At 66.0% G+C, this 22,851-nt stretch carries 20 protein-coding genes and 1 tRNA gene; 13 read left to right on the top strand and 8 right to left on the bottom strand.

The annotated features are described in order from the left end of the window. Positions 1-61 precede the first annotated feature (61 nt). The 3 genes from ACUCV3_RS23965 (at position 62) to ACUCV3_RS23955 (ending at position 1,320) form a co-directional block, all read left to right on the top strand. On the top strand, positions 62-334 hold the full coding sequence (locus ACUCV3_RS23965; protein ID WP_004207699.1) for an HU family DNA-binding protein: 273 nt from the start codon (positions 62-64) through the stop codon (positions 332-334). 242 nt (positions 335-576) lie between these two features. Then, positions 577-1,161 (top strand): septal ring lytic transglycosylase RlpA family protein, encoded by a 585-nt coding sequence (locus tag ACUCV3_RS23960; RefSeq protein WP_279729649.1) that lies wholly within the window; start codon positions 577-579, stop codon positions 1,159-1,161. Between the two features lie 82 nt (positions 1,162-1,243). Continuing rightward, positions 1,244-1,320 (top strand) — tRNA-His (locus ACUCV3_RS23955). Between the two features lie 192 nt (positions 1,321-1,512). On the opposite strand, the gene ACUCV3_RS23950 is transcribed toward ACUCV3_RS23955, so the two are convergent. Beyond that, positions 1,513-3,789 (bottom strand): TonB-dependent receptor, encoded by a 2,277-nt coding sequence (locus ACUCV3_RS23950; protein ID WP_010337130.1) that lies wholly within the window; start codon positions 3,787-3,789, stop codon positions 1,513-1,515. Between the two features lie 240 nt (positions 3,790-4,029). Here ACUCV3_RS23950 and hisI point away from each other — a divergent pair, with 240 nt between their 5' ends. Together hisI and ACUCV3_RS23940 are read left to right on the top strand one after the other, a co-directional pair. Further along, positions 4,030-4,416 (top strand): phosphoribosyl-AMP cyclohydrolase, encoded by a 387-nt coding sequence (hisI, locus tag ACUCV3_RS23945; protein WP_279729650.1) that lies wholly within the window; start codon positions 4,030-4,032, stop codon positions 4,414-4,416. Beyond that, complete coding sequence (locus tag ACUCV3_RS23940; RefSeq protein WP_482241209.1) at positions 4,403-4,936, top strand: hypothetical protein; 534 nt, start codon at positions 4,403-4,405, stop codon at positions 4,934-4,936. Before hisI ends, ACUCV3_RS23940 begins: the two co-directional genes overlap by 14 nt. 50 nt (positions 4,937-4,986) lie before the next feature. Here ACUCV3_RS23940 and ACUCV3_RS23935 read toward each other — a convergent pair whose 3' ends face one another. The 4 genes from ACUCV3_RS23935 to ACUCV3_RS23920 all read right to left on the bottom strand — a co-directional run bounded on the left by ACUCV3_RS23935 (position 4,987) and on the right by ACUCV3_RS23920 (position 9,492). Continuing rightward, complete coding sequence (locus ACUCV3_RS23935) at positions 4,987-6,291, bottom strand: M20/M25/M40 family metallo-hydrolase (RefSeq protein WP_279729652.1); 1,305 nt, start codon at positions 6,289-6,291, stop codon at positions 4,987-4,989. Positions 6,292-6,363: 72 nt separating this feature from the next. Continuing rightward, entirely contained in the window at positions 6,364-7,023 is a 660-nt protein-coding gene (locus tag ACUCV3_RS23930) for a YitT family protein (RefSeq protein ID WP_279729653.1), read from the bottom strand. Between the two features lie 95 nt (positions 7,024-7,118). Beyond that, positions 7,119-8,255, bottom strand: a complete 1,137-nt coding sequence (locus ACUCV3_RS23925; protein ID WP_482241208.1) for an aspartyl/asparaginyl beta-hydroxylase domain-containing protein — start codon at positions 8,253-8,255, stop codon at positions 7,119-7,121. Between the two features lie 40 nt (positions 8,256-8,295). Beyond that, positions 8,296-9,492, bottom strand: a complete 1,197-nt coding sequence (locus tag ACUCV3_RS23920; RefSeq protein ID WP_125999847.1) for an MFS transporter — start codon at positions 9,490-9,492, stop codon at positions 8,296-8,298. 184 nt (positions 9,493-9,676) lie between these two features. On the opposite strand from ACUCV3_RS23920, the gene ACUCV3_RS23915 reads away from it, so the two are divergent. Next, positions 9,677-10,549, top strand: a complete 873-nt coding sequence (locus ACUCV3_RS23915; protein ID WP_037507587.1) for an EamA family transporter — start codon at positions 9,677-9,679, stop codon at positions 10,547-10,549. An 11-nt stretch (positions 10,550-10,560) separates the two neighbouring features. Here ACUCV3_RS23915 and ACUCV3_RS23910 read toward each other — a convergent pair whose 3' ends face one another. From ACUCV3_RS23910 to ACUCV3_RS23900, 3 genes are read right to left on the bottom strand one after another with little or no spacing between them, the layout of a single operon-like run. Continuing rightward, positions 10,561-11,241 (bottom strand): L,D-transpeptidase family protein, encoded by a 681-nt coding sequence (locus tag ACUCV3_RS23910; protein WP_010337124.1) that lies wholly within the window; start codon positions 11,239-11,241, stop codon positions 10,561-10,563. A gap of 60 nt (positions 11,242-11,301) precedes the next feature. Beyond that, a complete protein-coding gene (locus ACUCV3_RS23905; protein ID WP_004207688.1) occupies positions 11,302-13,569 on the bottom strand; it encodes an NADP-dependent malic enzyme in 2,268 nt (755 codons plus the stop codon). A gap of 27 nt (positions 13,570-13,596) precedes the next feature. After that, complete coding sequence (locus ACUCV3_RS23900; protein WP_482241207.1) at positions 13,597-14,514, bottom strand: LysR family transcriptional regulator; 918 nt, start codon at positions 14,512-14,514, stop codon at positions 13,597-13,599. 96 nt (positions 14,515-14,610) lie between these two features. On the opposite strand from ACUCV3_RS23900, the gene ACUCV3_RS23895 reads away from it, so the two are divergent. From ACUCV3_RS23895 to ACUCV3_RS23865, 7 genes are all read left to right on the top strand, one after another. Then, the gene (locus tag ACUCV3_RS23895) at positions 14,611-16,725 is read left to right on the top strand and encodes a malate synthase G (protein WP_279729656.1); all 2,115 of its coding nucleotides are present in this window, start codon (positions 14,611-14,613) and stop codon (positions 16,723-16,725) included. A 65-nt stretch (positions 16,726-16,790) separates the two neighbouring features. Beyond that, on the top strand, positions 16,791-17,417 hold the full coding sequence (locus ACUCV3_RS23890) for a glutathione S-transferase family protein (protein ID WP_279729657.1): 627 nt from the start codon (positions 16,791-16,793) through the stop codon (positions 17,415-17,417). Continuing rightward, positions 17,404-18,663, top strand: coding sequence for a M24 family metallopeptidase (locus tag ACUCV3_RS23885; protein WP_279729658.1), 1,260 nt, complete (start codon positions 17,404-17,406; stop codon positions 18,661-18,663). The genes ACUCV3_RS23890 and ACUCV3_RS23885 overlap by 14 nt, the downstream gene beginning before the upstream one ends. 10 nt (positions 18,664-18,673) lie before the next feature. After that, positions 18,674-18,958, top strand: a complete 285-nt coding sequence (locus tag ACUCV3_RS23880) for a barstar family protein (protein ID WP_279729660.1) — start codon at positions 18,674-18,676, stop codon at positions 18,956-18,958. 68 nt (positions 18,959-19,026) lie between these two features. Then, positions 19,027-21,681: an alanine--tRNA ligase gene (gene alaS / locus ACUCV3_RS23875; RefSeq protein ID WP_279776301.1), complete on the top strand. Its 2,655-nt coding sequence runs from the start codon at positions 19,027-19,029 to the stop codon at positions 21,679-21,681. A gap of 43 nt (positions 21,682-21,724) precedes the next feature. Continuing rightward, the gene (locus ACUCV3_RS23870) at positions 21,725-22,279 is read left to right on the top strand and encodes a nucleoside 2-deoxyribosyltransferase domain-containing protein (protein ID WP_279776300.1); all 555 of its coding nucleotides are present in this window, start codon (positions 21,725-21,727) and stop codon (positions 22,277-22,279) included. 42 nt (positions 22,280-22,321) lie between these two features. Next, positions 22,322-22,828, top strand: a complete 507-nt coding sequence (locus tag ACUCV3_RS23865) for a DUF2306 domain-containing protein (protein ID WP_279776299.1) — start codon at positions 22,322-22,324, stop codon at positions 22,826-22,828. The last annotated feature ends 23 nt before the right edge of the window (positions 22,829-22,851 follow it).

The following is a 22,851-nucleotide window of genomic DNA, read 5'->3' as shown; positions in this document are numbered from 1 at the left end:
TTGCCCCGCCTACGCCGCGATTCCTTGACTATCCAACATCTATAAAGGGGGTTCCCAAGGCATGAACAAGCAGGATCTTATCAGCGCCGTCGCTGAAAGCAGCGGTCTTAGCAAGAGCGACGCCAGCAAGGCGGTCGAGGGCGTGTTCGACGCCATCACCGGCGCGCTGAAGAAGGGCGACGAAGTGCGCCTGGTTGGTTTTGGCACTTTCTCCGTGTCGCAGCGCAAGGCTTCGACCGGTCGCAACCCGCGCACCGGCGAGACGATGACGATCAAGGCGTCGTCGCAGCCGAAGTTCAAGGCCGGCAAGGGCCTGAAGGATTCGGTCAACTAAGGATGCAGGCGCGCCCGTTCGGGCGCGTTTACGTTCGATGATCTGCCGGCGTCGCGGTCGAAAGTAGGTTTGCGGGAGAGTGGCGCTGCGGCAGGGGAAACCCGCCCGGCGCGTGCATGTCGAAAGGAAGGGGTAGGGGCCGGCGGCCTCTGCCCCTTTTTTCATGGCCTTGTGCGGCGGATCGCGGCGATGATCGGCTCGCTGCCCTCGACCTGCTCCGCCTGCGGGGGTAGGAGGGGGGCATGAGAGCGATCAGACGGGGTATCGGGACTTCGGGGGCGGCCTTGGCGCTGCTGGGTGCATTGTCGGCCTGTGGCGGGGGGAATTTCCGTCCGGTGAGCGACATGCCGGTGCGCATCGGCAAGCCCTATACGGTGCGTGGCACCACCTATGTACCGGCCGACCAGCCGGGCTATGACCTGGTCGGCTATGCCAGTTGGTATGGATCGGAATCGGGCAATCGCACCGCCAATGGCGAACGCTTCCGGCCGGGCTGGATTACGGCTGCGCACACCAGCCTGCCCTTGCCCGCCTATGTCGAGGTGACGGCGCTGGATAGCGGGCGCACGATCCTGGTGCGGATCAACGATCGTGGCCCCTTTTCGCGTGGGCGGATCATCGACCTGTCGCGCGGCGCGGCGGAGGAACTGGGGATTCGCGGGCAGGGCCATGCGGCGGTCCGGGTTCGCGCCGTCGATCCCCCGGAAAAGGATCGCAAGAAGCTGCGCAAGGGCAAGCCGGCGGAGGGGCGGCCGCGCGTCGGGGCGGACGAACTGGCCGTGCTGCGCGCCCGTCTGGCGGCGTCCGGCAACGATGCCGGGCGATAATTTTCATCCTTTGACATAAGCTGCTTGACGGGGGAGGGGCGGCCGCATATGTGGCCCTTCTCGCGGGGCAACAGCCCCTGTGGCGATCGTAGCTCAGTTGGTTAGAGCGCCGGTTTGTGGTACCGGAGGTCGCGGGTTCGGATCCCGTCGATCGCCCCATTTCCTTCGGGAATGCGCGAAATGAAACCCCGTCCTGCCTTGGCAGGATGGGGTTTTCGCGTTTCTGGCTTCGTTGATTTTCCTGGCGCGTGGCGGCGGCCTTCCGCTGCCCTGGGCGCAACAAGAAAGGGCGCCCCTTGCGGGACGCCCTTCCTCTGCCGACTAACGCCTATGGGGCGCTTAGACTTCGGTTTAGAAGCTGGCCTTGATCATGCCGCCGATGATGCGCGGCTCGTTGATCATGCCGGTCAGGTTGTTGAAGTCGATCGCGCTGACGGCGCGGATCTGGTTGGTGATGTTGCGGGCGAAGGCCGCGATCTCATAACCATGGTTCGACTTGTAACCGACCTTGAGGCCACCCTCCAGCGACGAGCGGCCGCGGAATTCGGCTGCCGAGTAGAGGAAATAGTTGATTTTGCTACGATAGGCCCAGTCGGTATAGGCGAAGACTTCGCCCGCATCGCCGACCGGGATGCCATAGCGCAGGGTCGCATTGGCGATGTAGCGCGGCGCCTGGGGCAGGTCATTGCCGTCCAGATAGCTGTAGGTGGTGCCGCCATCGACGAAGGTGTTGCCGGTGGGCGTGCACATGCCCGAGCCGCAGACCGCCACGAAGGCGTTCTTGTCGCGGATTTCCGTGAAGTTGTAGCTGCCGCCCACGGTCAGGTTCAGGTGATCCAGCGGCTGCGCCTCCAGATTGCCTTCCAGGCCATAGCCGACCGCCTTGTTCACGTTGATCAGGCGGGCCGAGTTGCCGACGCCGCCGACAGCCGTCAGCTGCAGATCGTCGGTGTTCCAATAATAGGCCGACAGGTCGAAGCGGACCATGTTGGCGATCGCGCCCTTAATGCCGCCTTCATAGGAGATGGTGGTCTGCTTCTTGGCGACCGAGGGGACGCTGAAGAAGGTCACGCGATCCTGGATCGCCGGGCCCTGATAGCCGGTGGCGACGCGGCCATAGAGGTTGACGTCGGGGCTGAGCGCATAGGTGGCGCTGACGTCCCAGGACAGGTTGCTGCCCTGCGCGGTGTTGCTGAGCGGCAGGTCGACGCCGATCAGCTGCGACGAGATGCTGCTGGCGGCGAGCGCCGGATCGAGCGTGATCGTGTCGCGCTTGTCGTCGTGCGAATAACGCACGCCGGCACGCAGCGTCAGGGCCGACGTCACCTTGGCTTCGCCCGAGGCGAACAGGCCGATATTCTCGTTGGTGTTGTTGTGCAGGATCGCACTCACCCGGTTGCCCGCGAGATCATAGGCATATTCGTTATATTTCAGGCGCTGGTGGAAGAAGTAGGTGCCCGCCTGCAGGCGGATGCCGTTCATGTCGTCCGTCGCGAAGCGGAATTCCTGGCTGAATTCCTCCGGCTTGGTCACGCCGCCGGTGTTGGAGTCGAACGAGCCGACGCCGAGCTGGCCGGCGGTGCAGCCGGTATAGGGGTAGCAGCCGCCGCCATCGATGTCGCCGGTGCTTTCGACGCTGGCCTTCTCATAGCCGGTGGTCGAGAAGAAGGTGCCCAGGCCGTCGACATGGAGCTGCATGCGCAGATTGCCGCCGCCCTGCTTCATCGACTGGCTGGTATAGCCGTCCAGGTTCACATGATCCTTGTCGAAGCCGTCGACGAAATGGTTGCTGCCCTGCTTGAAGATGTTGGCGCGGAACACGCGCGGGCTGCCGTCCAGGTCACGATAATGACCGCTCAGCACCGCCTTGAAGTCGCCGGCTTCATAGGCCAGCTGCACGCGGCCGGCCATGTCGCGATAGCCTTCCAGCTCGCTGGCGGCGTTGCCGCCTTCATTGTCGTTCTTGACCCAGTCGTCGCGACGCTGGAGCAGGCCCGACACGCGGAAGCTGAGGCCGTCGGCGATCGGGCCGCCGATCGCGGCTTCGGCATTGACGGTGTTGTAGGTCGCCCAGGAGGCGCTGGCATAGCCGGTGAAATGATCGGTCGGCGCGGCCGAGGTCATCTTGACGACGCCCGCCGGGGTGTTGCGGCCGAACAGCGTGCCCTGCGGGCCGCGCAGCACTTCAACGCTGGCAAGGTCGAACACCGGGAAGCTCTTGAGCATCGGATTTTCGAGCGCGACATCGTCGAGCACGACCGAGACCGGCTGGGCGGCGTTGGGATCGAAATCGGTGTTGCCAAGGCCCCGGATGTAGAAGCGCGGGAAGGTGCGGCCGAACGAGCTTTCGACCTGAAGGCTGGGCGTGCGCGCGGCGAGGAAGCGAACGTCGAGGCCGCTGCTGTTGAGCGCGTCGAGCTTTTCGCCGCCGATGGCGGTCACGGCGACCGGCACGTCCTTGGCATTTTCAGCCCGGCGCGAGGCGGTGACGACGATTTCACCCAGGCCTTCGCCCGATGCGGCGGGCGCTTCGGTCTGGGCATGGGCGGCACCGATCGGCGCCAGAGCGGTGAGTGCGACGGCGAGCGCGCCGCGCGAAATGCTGGTGAAGATATGCGAAGATGTCATATTTGGCCCCCTTGATTGGCCTGGCATCCGTTTCCCTGCTGCTGTCCGCTGTTGCGGATCGCGCGCGACGCTATGCGCGCGCGGGCCTCGGAGCAAGCAGGACTGTCGCCATTCTGTAGCATCCGTGCAACAGATTTGCCAAAATGCGACAGTCCGACCCAATGGGGCTGTCAGGCCGTGCCCCAATGCAAAGCGCCGAAGGGACTTCGCACGGGCCGCATTGCCGATTATAGCGCGCGGATGGATGACGCACGCGACCGGGGGCTGACCCTCAACCCCAAATATGATGATCATGGCCTTATCACCGCGGTGGTGACCCATGTCAGCTCGGGGGAAGTGCTGATGGTGGCGCATATGAATGCGCAGGCGCTGGCGCTGACGGTCGAGACGGGCCTGGCCCATTTCTGGTCGCGCAGCCGCCAATCACTGTGGAAGAAGGGCGAAAGTTCCGGCCATATGCTTGGCGTGCGCGACATCCGGATCGACTGTGACCAGGACGCCGTCTGGGTGCTGGCCGAGCCGGCGGGGCCGACCTGTCACACCGGTGCGCGCTCCTGCTTCTTCCGCCGGATCGGACCCGATGGGCTGAGCGCGGTCGATGAACCGGGTGTCGATGCGGCGCACTAGCCTTTTCCTCGCATGTCTTCTAGCCGGGTGTCAGCAGGCCGTGACGCCGGGCGCAGCCGCGCCCGATCGCGCCGGGGCTGCAGCTTCGGGGCTGGAGCGCGCGGCGATCGCGACCGGCGCCATTGCCGACGCGTCGCGGATCGCGCCGGTCGGGCTGTTCCAGCGGCGGCATGAGGCGGGGCGGGATACGCTCTGCGTCCTTCCCGCCAAGTCGGGCGACTATCGTTTCGGGCTGGAGGCGATTTTCGGCACCGAACAGAGTTGCCATGGCGCGGGCACTGCGCGGCGGGCTGGCGACAAACTGATCCTGAGCTTTTCCGGGGGCAGGAAGTGCATCATCGTCGCCCAATATGATGGCGACCAGGTGGCGCTGCCCGGCGTGGTCGACATGGCCTGTGACCGGCTGTGCGACGGGCGCGGCAATCTGGAAGGGGTGACCTTCCCGCGCATCGCCAATGATGCGGGCGCGGCCCTGCGTGCGCGCGATCGCGAGGAGGAACCGCTGTGCGAGGCGGACTGAACGGGACGGACTGAACAGGGCCGGCATTTTGGCCGGCCCCATCAGGTTGATCAGCGATAGCCGGCTGCGGCGAGCAGGGCGACTAGGTCCATCCGCTTGACCTTGAGCGATTCCGGCGCCGACACGTCGATCCATTCGTCGGGCGAGTGACCCCGGCCGCCGGTCGCCGCGCGCGGGATGGTGATGGCCGGGATGCCCAGGCTCATCGGCACATTGGCGTCGGTCGAGCTGAAGCTCATCCGCGCGGTGACGCCTTCGGCGGCATAGGCAGCGGCGGTCTGGCGGACCAGCGCCGTGTCGGCGGCGGTGCTGCCGGCCGGACGATCGCCCACGACCTTCTTGTCGACGCGGATTGGGCCTTCCTTGATCGAGCGGGCGCCATTTTCGGTCTCGACGGCCTTGTCCACCGTGGCGAGGAACGCCTGTTCCAGCTTGGCCAGTTCAGCCGCGCTTTCCGATCGCATGTCGACCTGCAGCCAGACTTCCTGCGGGATGGCGTTGACCGAGGAGCCGCCGCCCACGACGCTGGCGCTGTAGGTCGTCTTGGGCGACTGGGGCACCGGAATCTTGTAGAGATCGACGATCGCCTGGCTCATCGCCGTCATCGGATTGACCAGGCCGAAGGCGCCGAAACTGTGGCCGCCGGGGCCGGTGAAGGTCAGGCGATAGCGCTTTGATCCGACGCCGCCATTGATCAGGCCATCGACCGAGCCATCGTCGATCGAGAAGAAGCTGGCGATGCGGTCCTTGTATTTGCCCTTGTGGAACAGCTGCTTCATGCCGCGCAGGTCGCCCAGGCCTTCCTCGCCGACATCGCCGACGAACAATATGTCCATCGGCGCGCTGATGTTGGCGCCGACGATCGCCTTGATCAGGCTCAATTGGGTGGCGAGGCCGGCGACATCGTCCCCGACACCGGGCGCGTGGAGCTTGTTGCCCTCGCGCCGGACCGTGACCGGCGTGCCTTCGGGAAAGACGGTGTCGAGATGGGCGGACACGACGATCAGCTTGCCGCCCGGCTTGCCGCTGCCACGGCGCAGGCCCAGCACATTGCCGCCCTCGTCAATCTCCACATCGGTAAGGCCGGCGGCGCGGAACATGTCGGCATAGGCCTTGGCCCGCGTCTCTTCCTTGAAGGGGGGCGCCGGAATCTGGGTCAGGGTGACGATATTGTCGACCCACTGGTCATGTTCGGCCTCCAGCGCGGCGAAGGCGGCCTTGACCGCCGGGCGCGCGCGGATCGCGGCAATGGCGCGGGCATCGGCCGGTGCGGTCGCGCTGGTGGGCGTGGCGGCACTGGCCGGAACCGACAGGGCCGTGCTGGCCAATATTATACAGAGCGCGAACCGCTTCATTCTGGACCCCTTTTATGATGGGCGCACCGGCGTGGGCGCCGGGGTCCGTCTAGCCGGGGAGGCAGGCGCGCATCAATGGCCGATATAGCGGCCGGGGCGGTGGTTGACGAACAGCACGGCGTTGATCGCGGCGGCCGACAGGACGGAAAGGCCAAAACGCTCGGCATTGAGGATCGGCAGCGAGGCGAGCAGGATCAGCACATCGCAGGCCATCTGGGTGCGACCGGCATTCCAGCCGCGCGATTTCTGCAGGATCAGCGCGACCACGCCGACGCCGCCCACGCCCGCGCCATGGCGGGCGATGGCGAGGATGCCGAAGCCGATGATCGAGCCGCCGAACAGCGCGGCGAAGAAGGGGCTGATCCGGGCGATTTCCATCGCATAGGGCATGGCAAGGCCGACGCCCATGATCGCGATATTGGCGAACAGGGTCTTGAGGCCGAAGGCCATGCCCATCGCCCGCCCGGCGAACAGGAAGAAGGGGATGTTGATCAGCAGGAACAGCGTCGCGGGCGACAGATGGATCAAATAGGACAGCAGCAGCGCGATGCCGGCCATGCCGCCGGTCACCAGCTTTGCCTGTTTCAGCAGCATCAGCCCCATGGCGATGAAGGCGCAGCCGATGGCGATCGCATAGAAATCCTCGGCAGGACTATGCGGCCGCGCGACATGGGCGGGCGGAACGGGCAGGGCAGGGGGCGGCGCCGGGGGCGTCGGGTCGATCGAGGTCATGGCATGTCCGAAAAGCGTGAGCGCCCCGTGCCATCCTCTCTTGTCGTCTTTGTCCGCGCCCATAGTCGCAGATGGGCGTTCTGAAAAGAGGCGGGTTAGCCGGCATCCACCTGTTTCGGGCCGAAGCGGTCGATCGCTTCGAACAGGCGTGTGAGCGCGATCCGTTCCTCCGCGTGGATTTCCGGGCGCCAGACTTCGAACAGCAGGATGACGCGGGTGTCATTGCCCCGGTTCCAGGCCTCATGTTCGATGCTGTCATCGAAGATCAGCATTTCGCCCGGCGCCCAGGCGCGGGTCTCTGCGCCGACCCGCAACGCGCAATTGTCGGCCACGATCAGCGGCAGGTGGCAGATCAGACGGGTGTTGAGCACGCCATGATGGGGCTGGATGTGGGTACCCGGTTTCAGCAGCGACCAGAGCGCCATGGGCGAGCGGCCGGCGATGACCGGACGGGGCACCTGTTCCAGCGCCGCCATGACAGCTGGGCAGCGTGCGGCATGATCGGCCACGATCTCGCCATCCTGCCAGAAATAATAGGCGCCCCAGGAGGGATCGTCGCGCAGCGGATTGTTGGGCGCCGGGCGATCGGTGGGCGTCTGGACATAGGGCGCGAAATCGGGCGCACCGGCGCGGACGTCGTTCAGTTCGGCGATAATGGCGTCGGTTGCCGCTTCAACCGCCGGTACCCAGGCAAATTCGTCGCGCTCGTAAAAGGCGCGCTGCGGCAGGCCGGGAAAATAGAACATGCTGGGTTGCTGGAGATAGAGCGGCGTCTTGCCCAGCAGCAGGTCGGTCGCCTGGGCAATGCGCGGCAACGTGGGGAGACCCGCCATCGCCGCGTCGAGATGATCCTCGAAATCCCGGCTGGCGCCAGCGATCGCCTCCTGCGCGCGTTGAAGCAGCGGTTGTAAAGCGGGCGGGGTGCCATGGGCGGCGGCCTGTGCCAGGGCGCTGCGGAACCAGGATGTCGCGCCACGCAGATCGCCGCGCCGCTGGAAATTCTGCCCCATGGCAAGCAGCGCTGGCAGGTTGCGCATATCCTGTTGCAGGATGCGATTGAGCGCTGCCTGTTCGCCGTCCAGATCACCCAGCCGATTGCAGGCCTGGGACAGCAGCATGGCCGGAGGATCGGCCATTTCGGAGAGGGTGGCGCGCGCCACTGCCGCGTCGCCGCGGCGCAATGCGGCGATTGCCGCGTCCTGTAAGGTCTGTTCGCGTGCCCGATCCGTCATCCGCCCGCCTTAGCCAGCGGAACGGATGGAAGGAAGCGGCTTATTCGCAGGGCACCAGCGCGGGCTGGGCGCTGCGCCGCGCGGTGGCGATGGCGACCAGATAGATGGCCAGGCCGCCCAGCGACAAGGCGCAGCCGATCCAGCCGGTCGACACCAGGCCATAGCCCGCCGCGATCGACAGGCCGCCGAGCCAAGGGCCGAGCGCATTGGCGATGTTGAAGGCGCTGTGGTGCAGTGCGGCGGCCAGCGTCTGGGCGTCGCCCGCAACGTCCATCAGTCGCGCCTGCAACGGCGTGCCCATGCCGCCGCCAATACCGATCAGGAAGACGATGAGGCTGAGGCTCCAGATATTGCCGGCCATGAAGGGGAAGAGAGCCAGCGCAACCGCGCTCCACACGAGGATGCCGATGACGGTGCGGTTGAGCGCACGGTCGGCCAGCCAGGCAACGACGAGATTGCCGATCGTCATGCCCAGGCCAAAGACGATCAGGATCAGCGGCACCAGGGTTTCGGACACATGGGTCACCTCGATCATGGTCGAGGCGACATAGGTGTAGACCGCGAACAGGCCGCCAAAGCCGATCGCGCCGGTCAGCAGGGTCAGCCAGACCTGCGACTTGCCGAGTGCGCTCAGCTCGCGCATCGGGCTGGCCTTCGGATCACCGGCGTCGCGCGGAGCGTAGAGGGCGACCAGGCTCATGGTCAGCACGGCGAGCGCGCAGACCACGAAGAAGCCCGAGCGCCATCCCAGTATCTGGCCCATCCAGTTGGCGACGGGCACGCCCAATACCGTGGCGATGGTGAGGCCCGACATCACCTTGGCGATCGCCAGGGTGCGCTTCTCGATCGGCACCAGGCTGGCGGCGACCAGGGCGGCGACGCCGAAATAGGCGCCATGGGGCAGGCCCGAAAGGAAGCGGAACAGCAGCAGCCAGTGATAGCTGGGCGACAGCGCCGACAGGCCGTTGCCGACCGCGAACATCGCCATCAGCGCGATCAGCAGCGTGCGGCGCGGCAGGCGCGCGGCAAAGGCGGCGATCAGCGGCGCGCCGACCACCACGCCCAGCGCATAGGCGCTGATCGCATGGCCGGCGGTCGGCAGGTCGATGTGGAGGTCGCGCGCGAAGAAGGGCAGCAGGCTCATGGAGGCGAATTCGGTCGTGCCGATCGCAAAGGCGCCCACGGACAGCGCGAAAAGGACGAGCGCGGGGTGCGCCTTGTGGGACTGGCTGCCCATGACAAGCTCCATGCTGCAATGCAAAATGACGGAAGTCCGCCAGATGGGCCGAGTGACAGCGATGGTCAAGGCTGCATACGTATGAGATTCTTGCAACTGGCAACGCATCTGGTGCAACGCCGCATCGAATGACGCTTTTCCAATTAATCGTATATGGTATTCATTGAACATGAGCAGGATTGAGATGAACGGGCAGGGCGCCGTGCTGGCGGGGGCGGGCGCCGTGCTGGCGTCGCTGCTGTCGATGAACATGGGCGCGGCCTTTGCCAAGACGCTATTCCCGATCGTCGGTGCCTATGGCATTGCGGCGCTGCGCATCTTCCTGGCGGCGATCCTGCTGATGCTGTTCCGGCGGCCATGGCGCCGACCGATCCCGGCCGATGTGCGCTGGCCGCTGCTGATCTATGGCGCGACCCTCGCGCTGATGAACCTGCTCATCTATCAGGCGTTCGCCCGGATCCCGTTGGGCATCGCCATGGCCATCGAGGTGACGGGGCCGCTGGCGATCGTGCTGTTCGGGTCGCGCCGGCCGCGCGATTTCCTGTGGCTGGGGGCGGCGGTGATCGGCCTGCTGCTGCTCTTGCCGCTGCGCAGCGACGCCGTACTTGATCCTTTGGGTGTCATCTTCGCTGTCGGGGCTGCGGCCTGCTGGGCGCTGTATATCCTGACCGGCAAGCGGGTGTCGGGCGCGCTGCGCGGCGATGCGGTTGCCTGGGGCATGCTGGCGGCGGCGATCCTGGTGCTGCCGGTCGGGCTGACCCATGCCGGCGCGTCGCTCTTTTCGCCCTGGGTGCTGATGGTCGGGCTGGCGATCGCCCTGCTGTCGAGCGCCTTGCCCTATTCGCTGGAGATGGAGGCGATGCGGCGCCTGCCCGCGCCGGTGTTCGGCCTGTTGCTGAGCGCGGCGCCGGCGATCGGCGCGCTGGCGGGCTTCGTCGTGCTGGGCGAGCGGCTGACCGCGCTGCAGGGCGTGGCGATATTCTGCATCATCGCGGCATCAGGCGGCAGCGCGCTGACGGTGCGTCATGCACCCGCAATCGAGGATGCGCCGCAATAGGGGGGGGGCGGTCAGCCGCTGACGACGGCCTTGCTGGTGTCCAGCATCTTGCCGTTGGTGATGATGACCATGTCGCCGACCTTGGTGACGCCGAACAGCTTCTGCGCAAATTCCTTTGGCACGCCGATGCAGCCATGGGTGGCATAGCCCCATTTGACGTCGCTGCCGTGGATGGCGACGCCGTCGCTGGTCAGCCGCTGCATATAGGGCATGGGCGCGTTGTTGTAGGTGCTGGAATAATGGTCGGCGTCCTTCTGCATGATCGGGAAGGCGCCCAAGGGGCTCTGCTTGTCGGTCGCGCCATAGAGGATGACGGCGGCGCCGATTTCATAGCCGTCGCGGAAGACAGAAAGGGTCTGGGCTTTCAGGTCGACGGTGATGATGACCGGCCCCTTGGCCGGTGCGCCTTCCTCGTCCCAGGCATAGTCGCCATGCTCGAACGGCCCCTCGATCTTGAGTACGCGCTTGACCGCCAGGGCGTGGGGATCGACCTTCATGCCCTGATCGCTGCGCCGCTCGACCAGCGGCAGCGGCTTGGGCGCGGCGGCGGCCTCGGCCGGTTTGGCCTGGGTCGCGTTGCCGGCGTTGCGATCGATCTTGTCGGTCAGCAGCAGCGCGCCGCCGCCCAGGACGGCGCCGATCAGCAGTTTCGGGCCAAGGCTGCGAGCCAATGTGCCGATGACGCCTGCCATGATCTTCCTCGCTTCATCCTTTGCCGGTCAAGCTAACAGCCTAACCGGCAAAGGTTAAGGTCAGCCTTCGCGCGCCACTTCGGCGGCGGCGATGGCGGTCAGGTTGAGGATGCCGCGCGCGGTGACGCCGGGCGTCAGCACATGGATCGGCTGGGCGGTGCCGATCAGCATCGGTCCGACCGTGGGCGAGCTGGACGAGGCGCCGAGCGCCGTCAGCGTGATATTGGCGGCGTCGAGGTTCGGCATCACCAGCAGGTTGGCCGGCCCCTCGAACCGGGAGTCGGGGATCAGCCGTTCGCGCAGCGCCTGGCTGAGCGCGGCGTCGGCGTGCATTTCGCCATCGACCGCCAGCTCCGGCGCGGCCTGGCGCACCAGGTCGAGCGCGGCCCGCATCTTGCGGGCGCTGGGGCTGTTGGACGCACCGAAATTGGAGTGCGACAGCAGCGCCACGCGCGGCTTCAGGCCGAAATGCTGCAATTCGGTCGACGCGAGCAGCGTCATTTCTGCAATCTGGTCCGGCGTCGGGTCCGGCACCATATGGGTGTCGGTGATGAACAGCGCGCCCGCGTCCAGGATCAGGCCCGACAGTGCATAGATGCGGCTGTGGTTGGGCGCGCGATCGATGATGCGCAGCACATGTTCGACCTGGCCCCAATATTCGGAACGGCCACCGACCAGCGCGGCGTCGACCCGGCCGGTGCGCAGCAGCATGGCGGCGGTGACGGTCGGGCGGCGATAGACATGGCGCAGGATTTCGTCTGGCGGCACGCCCTTGCGCGCGGCGATCGCGCGATAGGCCTCGACCAGTTCGCGCATGATGTCATGATCCGTCTCGGGATCGATCACCTCGACATCGCGGTCGAGCTGGAAGCTGAGGCCCATGTCGGCCAGCTTCTGTTCCAGCAGGCGACGGCGCGCGACGATGGTCGGCTTGACGATGCCTTCGTCCAGACCGTCCTGGATCGCGCGCAGCACGCGCTCATCCTCGCCCTCGCCATAGACGATGCGGCACTGGCTGCCGCGCGCGGCATGGAAGACCGGCAGCATCAACTGACCCGAGCGGGTGTTCTGGTGCGACAGGGCGCGCTTATATTCTTCCAGGTCCAGCGTCTTGGTGGCGACGCCACTGTCCATCGCCGCCTTGGCCACGGCACCGGCAATCTCGCCGATCAGGCGCGGATCGAACGGGGTCGGGATGATGTAATCGGCGCCGAACACCAGCTTGCGTCCGCCATAGGCCTGCGCCACGCTGTCATGCGCGGGCATGCGGGCGAGGGCGGCGATCGCGTCGGCGGCGGCGACCTTCATCGCTTCGTTGATCTGGGTCGCGCCGCAATCCAGCGCGCCGCGGAAGATATAGGGGAAGCACAGGACGTTGTTGACCTGGTTGGGATAGTCCGACCGGCCGGTGGCGATGATCGCGTCCGGGCGCACTTCGCGCGCGGCTTCCGGGCGGATTTCCGGCTCCGGATTGGCGAGCGCGAAGATCAGTGGATTGGGCGCCATCAGCGGCAGCCATTCCGGCTTCAGCACGCCCGGAGCCGACAACCCTAAGAACAGGTTGGCGCCCGGCAGCACGTCGGGCAGGGTACGCGCGTTGGTGTCGCGGGCATAGCGCGCCATGTTGGGCAGCATGCCCTCGCGGCCCGAATGGATGACGCCGTCCTTGTCGGTCATCGTCACATTGTCGATCGGCAGGCCCATCGAGACGAGCAGGTCGACGCAGGCGAGCGCGGCGGCGCCGGCGCCCGAGGTGACGAGCTTTGCATCGGCCAGGGTCTTGCCCTGCAGCACCAGCGCGTTGCGCACGGCCGCGGCGACGACGATGGCGGTGCCATGCTGATCGTCATGGAAGACCGGAATGTTCATCCGTTCCTTCAGGCGCCGTTCGATCTCGAAACATTCGGGCGCCTTGATGTCTTCCAGATTGATGCCGCCAAAGGTCGGCTCCAGCAGGGCGACGGCTTCGACGAACTTGTCCGTGTCGGTGGTGTCGACTTCGATGTCGAACACGTCGATGTCGGCGAATTTCTTGAAGAGGACAGCCTTGCCTTCCATCACCGGCTTCGACGCCAGCGCGCCGATCGCGCCGAGGCCGAGGACGGCGGTGCCGTTGGAGATGACCGCGACCAGATTGCCACGCGCGGTATAGTCCAGCGCCTTGGCGGGATCGGCAGCGATCTCCTCGCAAGGGGCGGCCACCCCCGGCGAATAGGCCAGCGCCAGATCGCGCTGGTTCACCATGCGCTTGGTCGGCTCGATCGCGAGCTTACCGGGCTGGGGAAGGCGGTGATAGTCTAGGGCGGCGCGGCGGGTGTTATCGTCCATGCGATGCGCCTTAGAGACTGTGTTCCGCTAGGGCAAGCCAGTGCGGTCCGTCCGCGACTCCCACGGCGGCGCAATGGCATATTGCGCAGCAAGAAAGTCGACGAAGGCGGTTATGGCCAGCGGCGGATTGGCCTGTGGCAGTTGCACGGCATAGAGGGCGACGTCGCTCGACCCTTCATGATCGGGCAGGATCTGGCGCACATCACCCTGTGCCAGCGCGTCGCTGATGTCCCAGAGCGAACGCAGCGCGATGCCGCTGCCCGACAGCGCCAGTTCGCGCACGACTTCGCTACTGTTGGTGCGGATATGGCTGTGGCCGTCGACCGCGACCGGCCCCTTGGGACCGATCAGGCGCCAGGGCAACTGGCCGTCGGCCGCGAGCAGGCGGTGCTGCTTGAGGTCGGCGATGCGGCGCGGCGTGCCGAAGCGCTCAAGATAGGCGGGCGCGGCGCACAGGATGCGGCGATTGGGCGCCAGCCGCCGGGCGGTGAGGCCGGCGCCCGGATCGGCGGCGATGCGGATGGCCAGGTCCGCCCGGCTTTCGATCAGGTCGACATAGTCGTCCGACAGGTCGAGGCGCAGGTCGACGCGCGGATGGTCGTCCAGGAAAGGCTGAAGATAGGGGGCAAGATGCATGCGGCCAAAGGAAGTCGGGGCGGTGATTCGCAGCGGGCCGGACGCGATCGCCGACACGCCCGATACGCGACGTTCGGCTTCGTCGAGGGAGGCGAGGATCGCGCGCAGGTCGCCATGGAGCCGCTCGCCCGCCGGGGTCAGCGCCAGCCGACGGGTGGTGCGGTGGATCAGCCGGGCGCCCAGCCTGTCCTCCAGCCGGGCAAGCCGCTTGGACATCATCGCTGGCGATATGTGGAGCCGCCGTCCGGCGGCCGCCAGCCCGCCTTCATCGACGATGCTCACGAACAATTCATGGTCCGGGTCCATCATATTCGTTCACCACAGGAAAGTCTCTATTCGAATAATAGCGTCTACACGGCATAATTGGAAAGGCGTAAAAGGACGGCATAGCAAGGAGTGGATTGCATGACCGACCGTATGACGGACCGCGCCGGCCTGAAGGTTGCCGCAACGCTGGCCGACTTCATCGAGCAGCGCGCGCTGCCGGGCACGGGCATTGATGCCGACGCATTCTGGGCGGGCACTGCCGACATATTGGCGCGTTTCACCCCCGACAATGCGGCGCTGCTGCGCACGCGCGACGACCTGCAGACGCAGATCGATGCTTGGCATCAGGTGCGCCGGGGGCAGGCGCATAATGCGGCCGCCTATCAGGCCTTCCTGCGCGAGATCGGCTATCTGGTCGAGGAACCGGCGCCGTTCGCGATCGCCAGCGAGAATGTCGATACCGAAGTCGCCCGCATGGCCGGGCCGCAACTGGTCGTCCCGATCCTCAACGCCCGTTTCCTGCTGAATGCCGCCAATGCCCGCTGGGGCAGCCTCTATGATGCGCTCTATGGCACCGATGCCATTGCGGGCGCGGCTTCGGGCAAGGGTTATGACGCGGCGCGCGGGGCGCAGGTCATCGCCTGGGCCAAGGCGTTTCTGGACGATGCCGTTCCGCTGGCGACGGGACGCTGGGCCGATCTGGCGGGCGAGGAAATCATCCTGGCCGATCCGGCGCAGTTCGTCGGCACGAGCGCGAAGGGCAGGCTGTTCCGCCATAATGGCCTGCATATCGAGGTCGTCTTCGACCCGGCCCATCCGATCGGCGCAACCGATCCGGCCGGCATATCCGACGTCATCCTGGAATCCGCGCTGACCACCATCTGCGATCTGGAGGACTCGGTCGCGGCGGTCGATGCGGCGGACAAGGTCACCGCCTATGCCAACTGGCTGGGGCTGATGCAGGGCGACCTGACCGAGACGTTCGAGAAGGGCGGGCGGCAGATGACCCGCGCGCTCAATCCCGATCGCGCTTATGCTGCGCCCGATGGCAGCAGCTTCACGTTGCCGGGCCGCAGCCTGTTGTTCGTCCGCAATGTCGGTCATCTGATGACCACGCCGGCGATCGCGCTGGCCGATGGGCAGGACGCGCCCGAGGGGATCATCGACGGCATCGTCACCAGCCTGATCGCGCTGCATGATCTGGCCAAGGCGGATGGCAACAGCCGCGTGGGCAGCGTCTATATCGTTAAGCCCAAGATGCACGGGCCGCAGGAAGCGGCCTTCACCAACCGCCTGTTCGACGCGATCGAGGATATGCTGGGCATGGCGCGCCACACGATCAAGGTCGGGGTGATGGATGAGGAGCGGCGCACGTCGGCCAATCTGGCGGCCTGCATCCATGCCGTCCGCGACCGGATCGTCTTTATCAATACCGGCTTCCTCGATCGCACCGGGGACGAGATGCACACATCGATGCAGGCCGGGCCGATGATCCGCAAGGGCGAGATGAAGGCGAGCGACTGGATCACGGCCTATGAGGATCGCAACGTCCAGATCGGCCTCGCCTGCGGCCTGTCGGGCCGGGCGCAGATCGGCAAGGGCATGTGGGCGGCGCCCGATCGCATGGCCGACATGCTGGAGCAGAAGATCGGCCATCCCAAGAGTGGCGCCAACACCGCCTGGGTTCCGTCCCCGACGGCGGCGACGCTGCACGCGACCCATTATCATCGCATCGACGTCTTCGCCCGTCAGGAAGAACGCAAGGCCGAGGGCATTGCGTCGCTCGACAAGTTGCTGACCATTCCCGTCGCGGTCGGCCGCAATTTCTCCGAAGAAGAGATCGCGCAGGAACTGGACAATAATGCGCAGGGCATATTGGGCTATGTCGTCCGCTGGATCGACCAGGGCGTCGGCTGTTCCAAGGTGCCCGATATCCATGATGTCGGCCTGATGGAGGATCGCGCGACCTTGCGCATTTCCTCGCAGCATATGGCCAACTGGCTGCTGCACGGCGTCTGCACCGCGGAACAGGTCGATGCCGCGCTGACCCGCATGGCGGCCAAGGTCGATGCGCAGAATGAAGCCGATCCGCTCTATCAGCCGATGAGCGGGCGCGAGGACGAGAGCCTGGCCTTCCAGGCGGCGCGCGCCCTGGTGTTCGAAGGCGTCGCGCAGCCCAATGGCTATACCGAGCCGCTGCTGCACGCCTATCGCGCCCGCGCCAAGGCGGAGGAAGTCCTCGAGATAGCGTAAACTTCGCTGTCACTCTTTCCCATGCTGCGTTAGCCCTGATCGGGTCGCAGCATGGGAGAGGCGCCATGACCATCATCGTCCATCATCTGAACAATAGTCGTTCGCAGCGCATCCTGTGGCTGCTGGAGGAACTGGGCGAGCCATATGAAGTGCGCCGCTATGAGCGGGACCGCAAGACGATGCGCGCGCCCGCCGCCCTGCGCGCCGTCCATCCGCTTGGCCGGTCGCCGGTGGTGGAGGTGGATGGCCATCGGCTGATCGAGACCGGGGCGATCATGGAATATCTGGTCGCGCGGGCCGGTGGTCGCTTCGGCGCGCCGACCGAGGCAGAGGGCGCGATCCGCTGGCGCCAGTTTCTCCATTATGGCGAAGGATCGATGATGCCGCCGCTGCTGGCCCTGCTGGTAGTCGGCAAGCTGGGCCTGCTTGGCCGACCGGCGCGGCCGACGGTGCAGGGGATGCTGGACGATCATCTCGACTGGCTGGAAAGCGAACTGGCAAGCCGCCCCTATTTTGCCGGGCCGGACTTCTCCGCCGCCGACATGATGATGAGCTTCCCGATCGAGGCGTCGCGGGCGCGCGGCGGGCTTGACGAATCGCGTCCGCATCTGATCGGGTGGCTGGAGAGAATACAGGCGCGGCCCGCCTATCAGGCCGCGCTGCGCACCGGGGGACATTATGCTTACGCCTGATCGCCGCACCTTGCTTCGCTATGCCGCCGCCGGGGCCACCACCGCGCTGGTCAGCCCGCGCCTGTTCGCGCAGGAAAAGGCGGTCGAGGCGCTTCAGTCGATCACGCGCGACGTCACCCCGATCGGCAAGGCAGAGCGCGCAGACCGGCTGGCGCGGGCGCAGAAGATGATGCAGGCACAGGGCATCGACGCGCTGCTGGTCGAGCCGGGTGCGAGCCTCATCTATTATAGCGGCATTCGCTGGTGGCGCTCCGAGCGGCTGACCGCGCTGGTCATTCCGGCCAGCGGCACGCCTCTGGTCGTCTGCCCCTTTTTCGAGAAGCCCTCGATCGACGAATCGCTCGCCATTCCGGCCGAGGTCCGCGTCTGGCAGGAGCATGAAAGCCCCTATACGCCGATCGCCGATTATCTGACGGCGCGGGGCCTGGACAAGGGGCGGATCGGCATCGAGGAGACGGTCCGCTATTTCGCGGTCGATGGGTTGAAGGCCGCGCTGCCCGCCGCGACTTTGGTGAAAGACCCCGTCACTCGGGCCATCCGCATGCGCAAGACGGCGGCCGAGATTGCGCTGATGCAGAAGGCGGCGGATGTCACCATGGGCGCCTATCGCTGGACCCATCCGCAGGTGAAGGCGGGCATGACCCCTGCCGATATCGGCGCGCTGATGACGGCCGCGACCAGCGCGCTGGGCGGCAAGGGCGAGTTCAACCTGATCCTGCTCGGCGAAGCAGCCGCCTATCCGCACGGCTCGGGCAAGCCGCAGTCGGTGCGCGCGGGCGAGGTAGTGCTGATGGATTGCGGCTGCACGGTGGAGGATTATCAGTCCGACATCAGCCGTACCTTCGTCTATGGCGCCGCGCCCACCGCGCAGCAGCGAAAGGTCTGGGGCGAGGTGGCGCAGGGTCAGCAGGTCGCTATCCAGGCGGCGAAGCTGGGCGTGGCGGCCGGTACGGTCGACGATGCGGTCCGCGCTTATTATGAGAAACTGGGCTATGGCCCCGGCTACAAGCTGCCCGGCCTGTCCCACCGCACCGGCCATGGCATCGGCATGGAGGGGCATGAGCCGGTCAACCTCGTCCATGGCGAAACGACGAAGCTGGACGTCGGCATGTGCTTTTCCAACGAACCGGGCCTCTACCTGCCCGGCGCGATGGGCGTGCGCATGGAGGACTGCTTCCACATGACCGCGCAGGGGCCGCAATGGTTCTCCAGACCGCCGATGTCGATCGAAGAGCCGATGGGGTAAGCGACGGGCCATGCAGCTGATTGAACTTGATGCTTCCGGCTGGGCAAAGCCATTGGACTTTTATCTGGCCTTGCTGCCACAACTGGGCGCGCCCGAATGGCATGGCCTTAACCTGGATGCGCTGTACGACAGTTTGTTGGGCGACATTAACGCCGTCGAGCCGCCCTTTTCGGTGACGATAAGAAACATCGACCGCCTGCCGGCCGAAATGGCCGATTTTATGATGCGAGTGGCAACCGTGTTCGCGGATGCCCGACAGGACCATGGTGTGGACGTCACGCTGCAATTAATCTGACGAGGGATGTTGTGCCACGACCAAATCCCCCGCTTGTGCGGCGGGCCGCTTCCCACTAAATCGCGCGCATGACCTCGACCAACGACATTCGCCGCAGCTTCCTCGATTATTTCGGGGCCAATGGCCACACCATCGTTCCGTCCGCGCCGCTGGTGCCGCACAACGACCCGACGCTGATGTTCGTGAACGCCGGCATGGTGCCGTTCAAGAATGTCTTCACCGGTCTGGAAACGCGTCCCTACAAGACCGCGACGTCGAGCCAGAAGTCGGTCCGCGCCGGCGGCAAGCACAATGATCTGGACAATGTCGGCTATACCGCGCGCCATCACACCTTCTTTGAAATGCTGGGCAATTTCAGCTTCGGCGACTATTTCAAGGAACAGGCGATCCATCATGCCTGGACCCTGCTGACCAAGGAATGGGGGCTGCCCGCGGAAAAGCTGACGACGACCGTCTATCACACGGATGACGAGGCGTTCGACCTGTGGAAGAAGATCGCGGGCCTGCCCGATCACAAGATCATCCGCATTCCGACCAAGGATAATTTCTGGGCGATGGGCGACAGCGGCCCGTGCGGCCCCTGCTCGGAAATCTTCTACGACCATGGCGACCATATCTGGGGCGGCCCTCCGGGATCGCCGGAAGAGGATGGCGATCGCTTCGTCGAGATCTGGAACCTCGTCTTCATGCAATATGAGCAGGAAGCCAACGAGATCGTTTCGGAACTGCCCAAGCCCTCGATCGACACCGGCATGGGGCTGGAGCGCATCGCCGCGGTGATGCAGGGCGTCCATAACAATTATGATATCGACACGTTCAAGGCGCTGATCGCCGAGAGCGGGGCGCTGACCCGCACCGCGACCGACGGCGAGTTCCAGGCCAGCCACCGCGTCATCGCCGACCATCTGCGCTCGACCAGCTTCCTGATTGCTGACGGTGTGCTGCCGGCGAATGAAGGCCGTGGCTATGTGCTGCGCCGGATCATGCGCCGCGCCATGCGCCATGCGCACATCATCGGTGCCAAGGATCCGCTGATGTATCGCCTGGTGTCGAGCCTGGTGTCGGAAATGGGCGGCGCCTATCCCGAACTGGTCCGCGCCCAGCCGCTGATCGAGGAAACGCTGCTGCGCGAGGAAACCCGCTTCCGCAAGACGCTGGAAAATGGCCTCAAGCTGCTGGACGAGGCGACCGCCGATCTGGCCGAGGGCGCGACCCTGCCGGGCGAGACCGCGTTCAAGCTCTATGACACCTATGGCTTCCCCTATGACCTGACCGAGGATGCGCTTCGCACCCAGGGCCTGTCTGTCGACCGGGCCGGCTTCGACGCCGCCATGGCCGAGCAGAAGGCCGCGGCGCGCGCCGCCTGGAAGGGATCGGGCGAAAAGGCGTCGGACGAGATCTGGTACGATATCGCCGAAACGCTCGGCAGCACCGAGTTCATTGGCTATGCCTCGACCAAGGGCGAGGGCGAAGTGCTGGCCCTCCTCAAGGATGGCGCGCGCGTCGATGCGGCGTCGGCCGGCGACAAGGTGACGATCATCACCAACCAGACGCCCTTCTATGGCGAGAGCGGCGGCCAGAATGGCGACGCCGGCACGATCACCACGCTGGGCGGCCTGGTGGCCGAGGTTGCCGACACGTCCAAGCCGCTCGGCCGCCTGCATGCGCATCAGGCGACGATCAGCGCGGGCAGCGTCAAGGTCGGCGACACCGTCAACCTGACGGTGGATGTCGAGCGCCGCGATCGCATTCGCGCCAATCACAGCGCCACCCACCTGCTCCATGCCGCGCTGCGCAAGGAACTGGGCGGCCATGTCACCCAGAAGGGCAGCATGGTCGCGGCCGACCGCCTGCGCTTCGACTTCTCGCATCCCGAGGCGCTCACCCAGGCGCAGATCGCCAAGGTCGAGGCCGATGTGAACGCGCAGATCCGTCATAATGACGAGGTCATGACCCGTCTGATGACCCCGGACGATGCGATCGCCGCCGGCGCGATGGCGCTGTTCGGCGAGAAATATGGCGACGAGGTTCGCGTCCTCTCGATGGGTAAGGGCGACGATCATAGCTATTCTGTCGAACTGTGCGGCGGCACCCATGTCCGCGCGCTGGGCGACATCGCCCTGTTCGAGATCGTGTCGGAAAGCGCCGTGTCTTCGGGCGTGCGCCGGATCGAGGCGCTGACCGGCGAGGCGGCGCGCCTGTGGCTGGTCGAGCGCGACGAGAAGCTGCGCCAGACGGCGGCGGCGCTCAAGACCACGCCGGAAGAGGTGCCCGCGCGCATCGCCGCGCTGGTGGAGCAGAGCCGCAAGCTGGAACGGGAACTGGCCGAAGCCAAGAAGGCGCTTGCGCTGGGCGGTGGCGGTTCGGCCAAGCCGGCCGGTCCCGAGAAGGTCGGCAGCGTCGACTTCCTGGGCCAGGTGATCGACGGCCTCGACCCCAAGGAACTGCGCGGCATTGTCGACGGCAACAAGAAGATGCTCGGCAGCGGCGTGTCGGCCGTGCTGGCCGTGGTCGATGGCCGCGCGACCATTGCCGTGGGCGTGACCGACGACCTGACCGGCAGCTTCAGCGCGGTCGATCTGGTCCGTGCGGGCGTCGAGGCGCTGGGCGGAAAGGGCGGTGGCGGCCGTGCCGACATGGCCCAGGGCGGCGGCCCCGATGGCGACAAGGCGCAGGCCGCGATCGACGCGGTCAAGGCCGCGCTCGCCAGCGTTCCGGCCTGACACGATGGGCAGGCGCGCGATAAGTGCGCCTGCCTCCGTCCCGATGCTGCGCCTGATCCTTGCATCCTGTCTGCTCGCCCTGCCGATGACGGCGCGGGCGGGTGAGGCGGTGACCATCACCTCGCCCGAGCCGTTGCCGGCCGCGCATGATCGCGCGCGCCTGTTCCTGGGCGGCAGCATCGACATGGGCAAGGCGACCGACTGGCAGCGCGACATGATCGCGGCGCTGGCCGACGAGAAGGTAACGATCCTCAATCCACGTCGGGCCGACTGGAACCCGGCCTGGAAGCCCGAAGCGAGCGATCCCCATTTCCGGCAACAGGTGGAATGGGAACTGGCGGCGCTGGACAGCGCCGACATCATCATCCTCTATCTGGCGCCGGGTACGCAGAGCCCGGTCAGCCTGCTGGAAATGGGCCTGCATGCGCGCGGCGGAAAGCTGGTCGTGCTGTGTCCCGACGGCTTCTGGCGCAAGGGCAATGTCGACATCACCGCGGCCCGCTATGGCGTGGAACAGGTGTCGACGATTGAAGAACTGACGCGCGTGGTGCGGCGACGCATCGGCGCGGTCAACAAGGCGCTGCCCGCAGCAGATTGACCCGACCCTGCACGGCTGACAAGTTGCGATGCAGGGGGATATATGGCCAGCATTGCAAGCACATCGTCGCAGCCCAAGGGGATTGCGCCCGACCGTTATGAACGCGTACTGGCGGTGGCGTCCGTCATCCTGCTCGCCGTGGTGCTGACCGCGATCGGGCGGGGGCATGGGCAGTGGGGGCAGGTGCCGGGCCTCGTCTGGTTCCATCTGCTGACGATCCTGGTCGCGCTGGCGCTGACGCCTGTGATGCTGTTGCGGCGGCGTGGCGACGGGCGCCATCGCTGGCTGGGCTGGGTGTGGAGCGGCGCGCTGTTCCTGACCGCACTCGACAGTTTCCTGCTGCACGGGCCGGGCAGCCGGTTCAGCATCATCCATATCCTGTCGATCTTCACCCTGATCCAGGTGCCGATCATCGTACTGTCTGCGCGGCGCCATGACCTCAAGCGCCACCGTCGCTCGGTGCGCGGCATGGTGACGGGCGCGCTGCTGATCGCCGGCTTCTTCACCTTCCCGTTCGATCGGATGCTGGGCCACTGGCTGTTTGGCTGAATCTCCGTTTGAGAAAGCCGGTA

Source organism: Sphingobium sp. VMM (assembly GCF_056790315.1).
The sequence above is the reverse complement of the archived record's forward strand: the minus strand, read 5'-3'. Positions and strand labels throughout refer to the sequence as shown.

Bases quoted from the DNA above. Each gene is read 5' to 3' on its own strand.
- ACUCV3_RS23965 (WP_004207699.1), top strand. From the start codon at position 62: ATGAACAAGCAGGATCTTATCAGCGCCGTCGCTGAAAGCAGCGGTCTT.
- ACUCV3_RS23960 (WP_279729649.1), top strand. From the start codon at position 577: ATGAGAGCGATCAGACGGGGTATCGGGACTTCGGGGGCGGCCTTGGCG.
- ACUCV3_RS23950 (WP_010337130.1), bottom strand. From the start codon at position 3,789: ATGACATCTTCGCATATCTTCACCAGCATTTCGCGCGGCGCGCTCGCC.
- hisI (WP_279729650.1), top strand. From the start codon at position 4,030: ATGGATGACGCACGCGACCGGGGGCTGACCCTCAACCCCAAATATGAT.
- ACUCV3_RS23940 (WP_482241209.1), top strand. From the start codon at position 4,403: ATGCGGCGCACTAGCCTTTTCCTCGCATGTCTTCTAGCCGGGTGTCAG.
- ACUCV3_RS23935 (WP_279729652.1), bottom strand. From the start codon at position 6,291: ATGAAGCGGTTCGCGCTCTGTATAATATTGGCCAGCACGGCCCTGTCG.
- ACUCV3_RS23930 (WP_279729653.1), bottom strand. From the start codon at position 7,023: ATGACCTCGATCGACCCGACGCCCCCGGCGCCGCCCCCTGCCCTGCCC.
- ACUCV3_RS23925 (WP_482241208.1), bottom strand. From the start codon at position 8,255: ATGACGGATCGGGCACGCGAACAGACCTTACAGGACGCGGCAATCGCC.
- ACUCV3_RS23920 (WP_125999847.1), bottom strand. From the start codon at position 9,492: ATGGGCAGCCAGTCCCACAAGGCGCACCCCGCGCTCGTCCTTTTCGCG.
- ACUCV3_RS23915 (WP_037507587.1), top strand. From the start codon at position 9,677: ATGAACGGGCAGGGCGCCGTGCTGGCGGGGGCGGGCGCCGTGCTGGCG.
- ACUCV3_RS23910 (WP_010337124.1), bottom strand. From the start codon at position 11,241: ATGGCAGGCGTCATCGGCACATTGGCTCGCAGCCTTGGCCCGAAACTG.
- ACUCV3_RS23905 (WP_004207688.1), bottom strand. From the start codon at position 13,569: ATGGACGATAACACCCGCCGCGCCGCCCTAGACTATCACCGCCTTCCC.
- ACUCV3_RS23900 (WP_482241207.1), bottom strand. From the start codon at position 14,514: ATGATGGACCCGGACCATGAATTGTTCGTGAGCATCGTCGATGAAGGC.
- ACUCV3_RS23895 (WP_279729656.1), top strand. From the start codon at position 14,611: ATGACCGACCGTATGACGGACCGCGCCGGCCTGAAGGTTGCCGCAACG.
- ACUCV3_RS23890 (WP_279729657.1), top strand. From the start codon at position 16,791: ATGACCATCATCGTCCATCATCTGAACAATAGTCGTTCGCAGCGCATC.
- ACUCV3_RS23885 (WP_279729658.1), top strand. From the start codon at position 17,404: ATGCTTACGCCTGATCGCCGCACCTTGCTTCGCTATGCCGCCGCCGGG.
- ACUCV3_RS23880 (WP_279729660.1), top strand. From the start codon at position 18,674: ATGCAGCTGATTGAACTTGATGCTTCCGGCTGGGCAAAGCCATTGGAC.
- alaS (WP_279776301.1), top strand. From the start codon at position 19,027: ATGACCTCGACCAACGACATTCGCCGCAGCTTCCTCGATTATTTCGGG.
- ACUCV3_RS23870 (WP_279776300.1), top strand. From the start codon at position 21,725: ATGCTGCGCCTGATCCTTGCATCCTGTCTGCTCGCCCTGCCGATGACG.
- ACUCV3_RS23865 (WP_279776299.1), top strand. From the start codon at position 22,322: ATGGCCAGCATTGCAAGCACATCGTCGCAGCCCAAGGGGATTGCGCCC.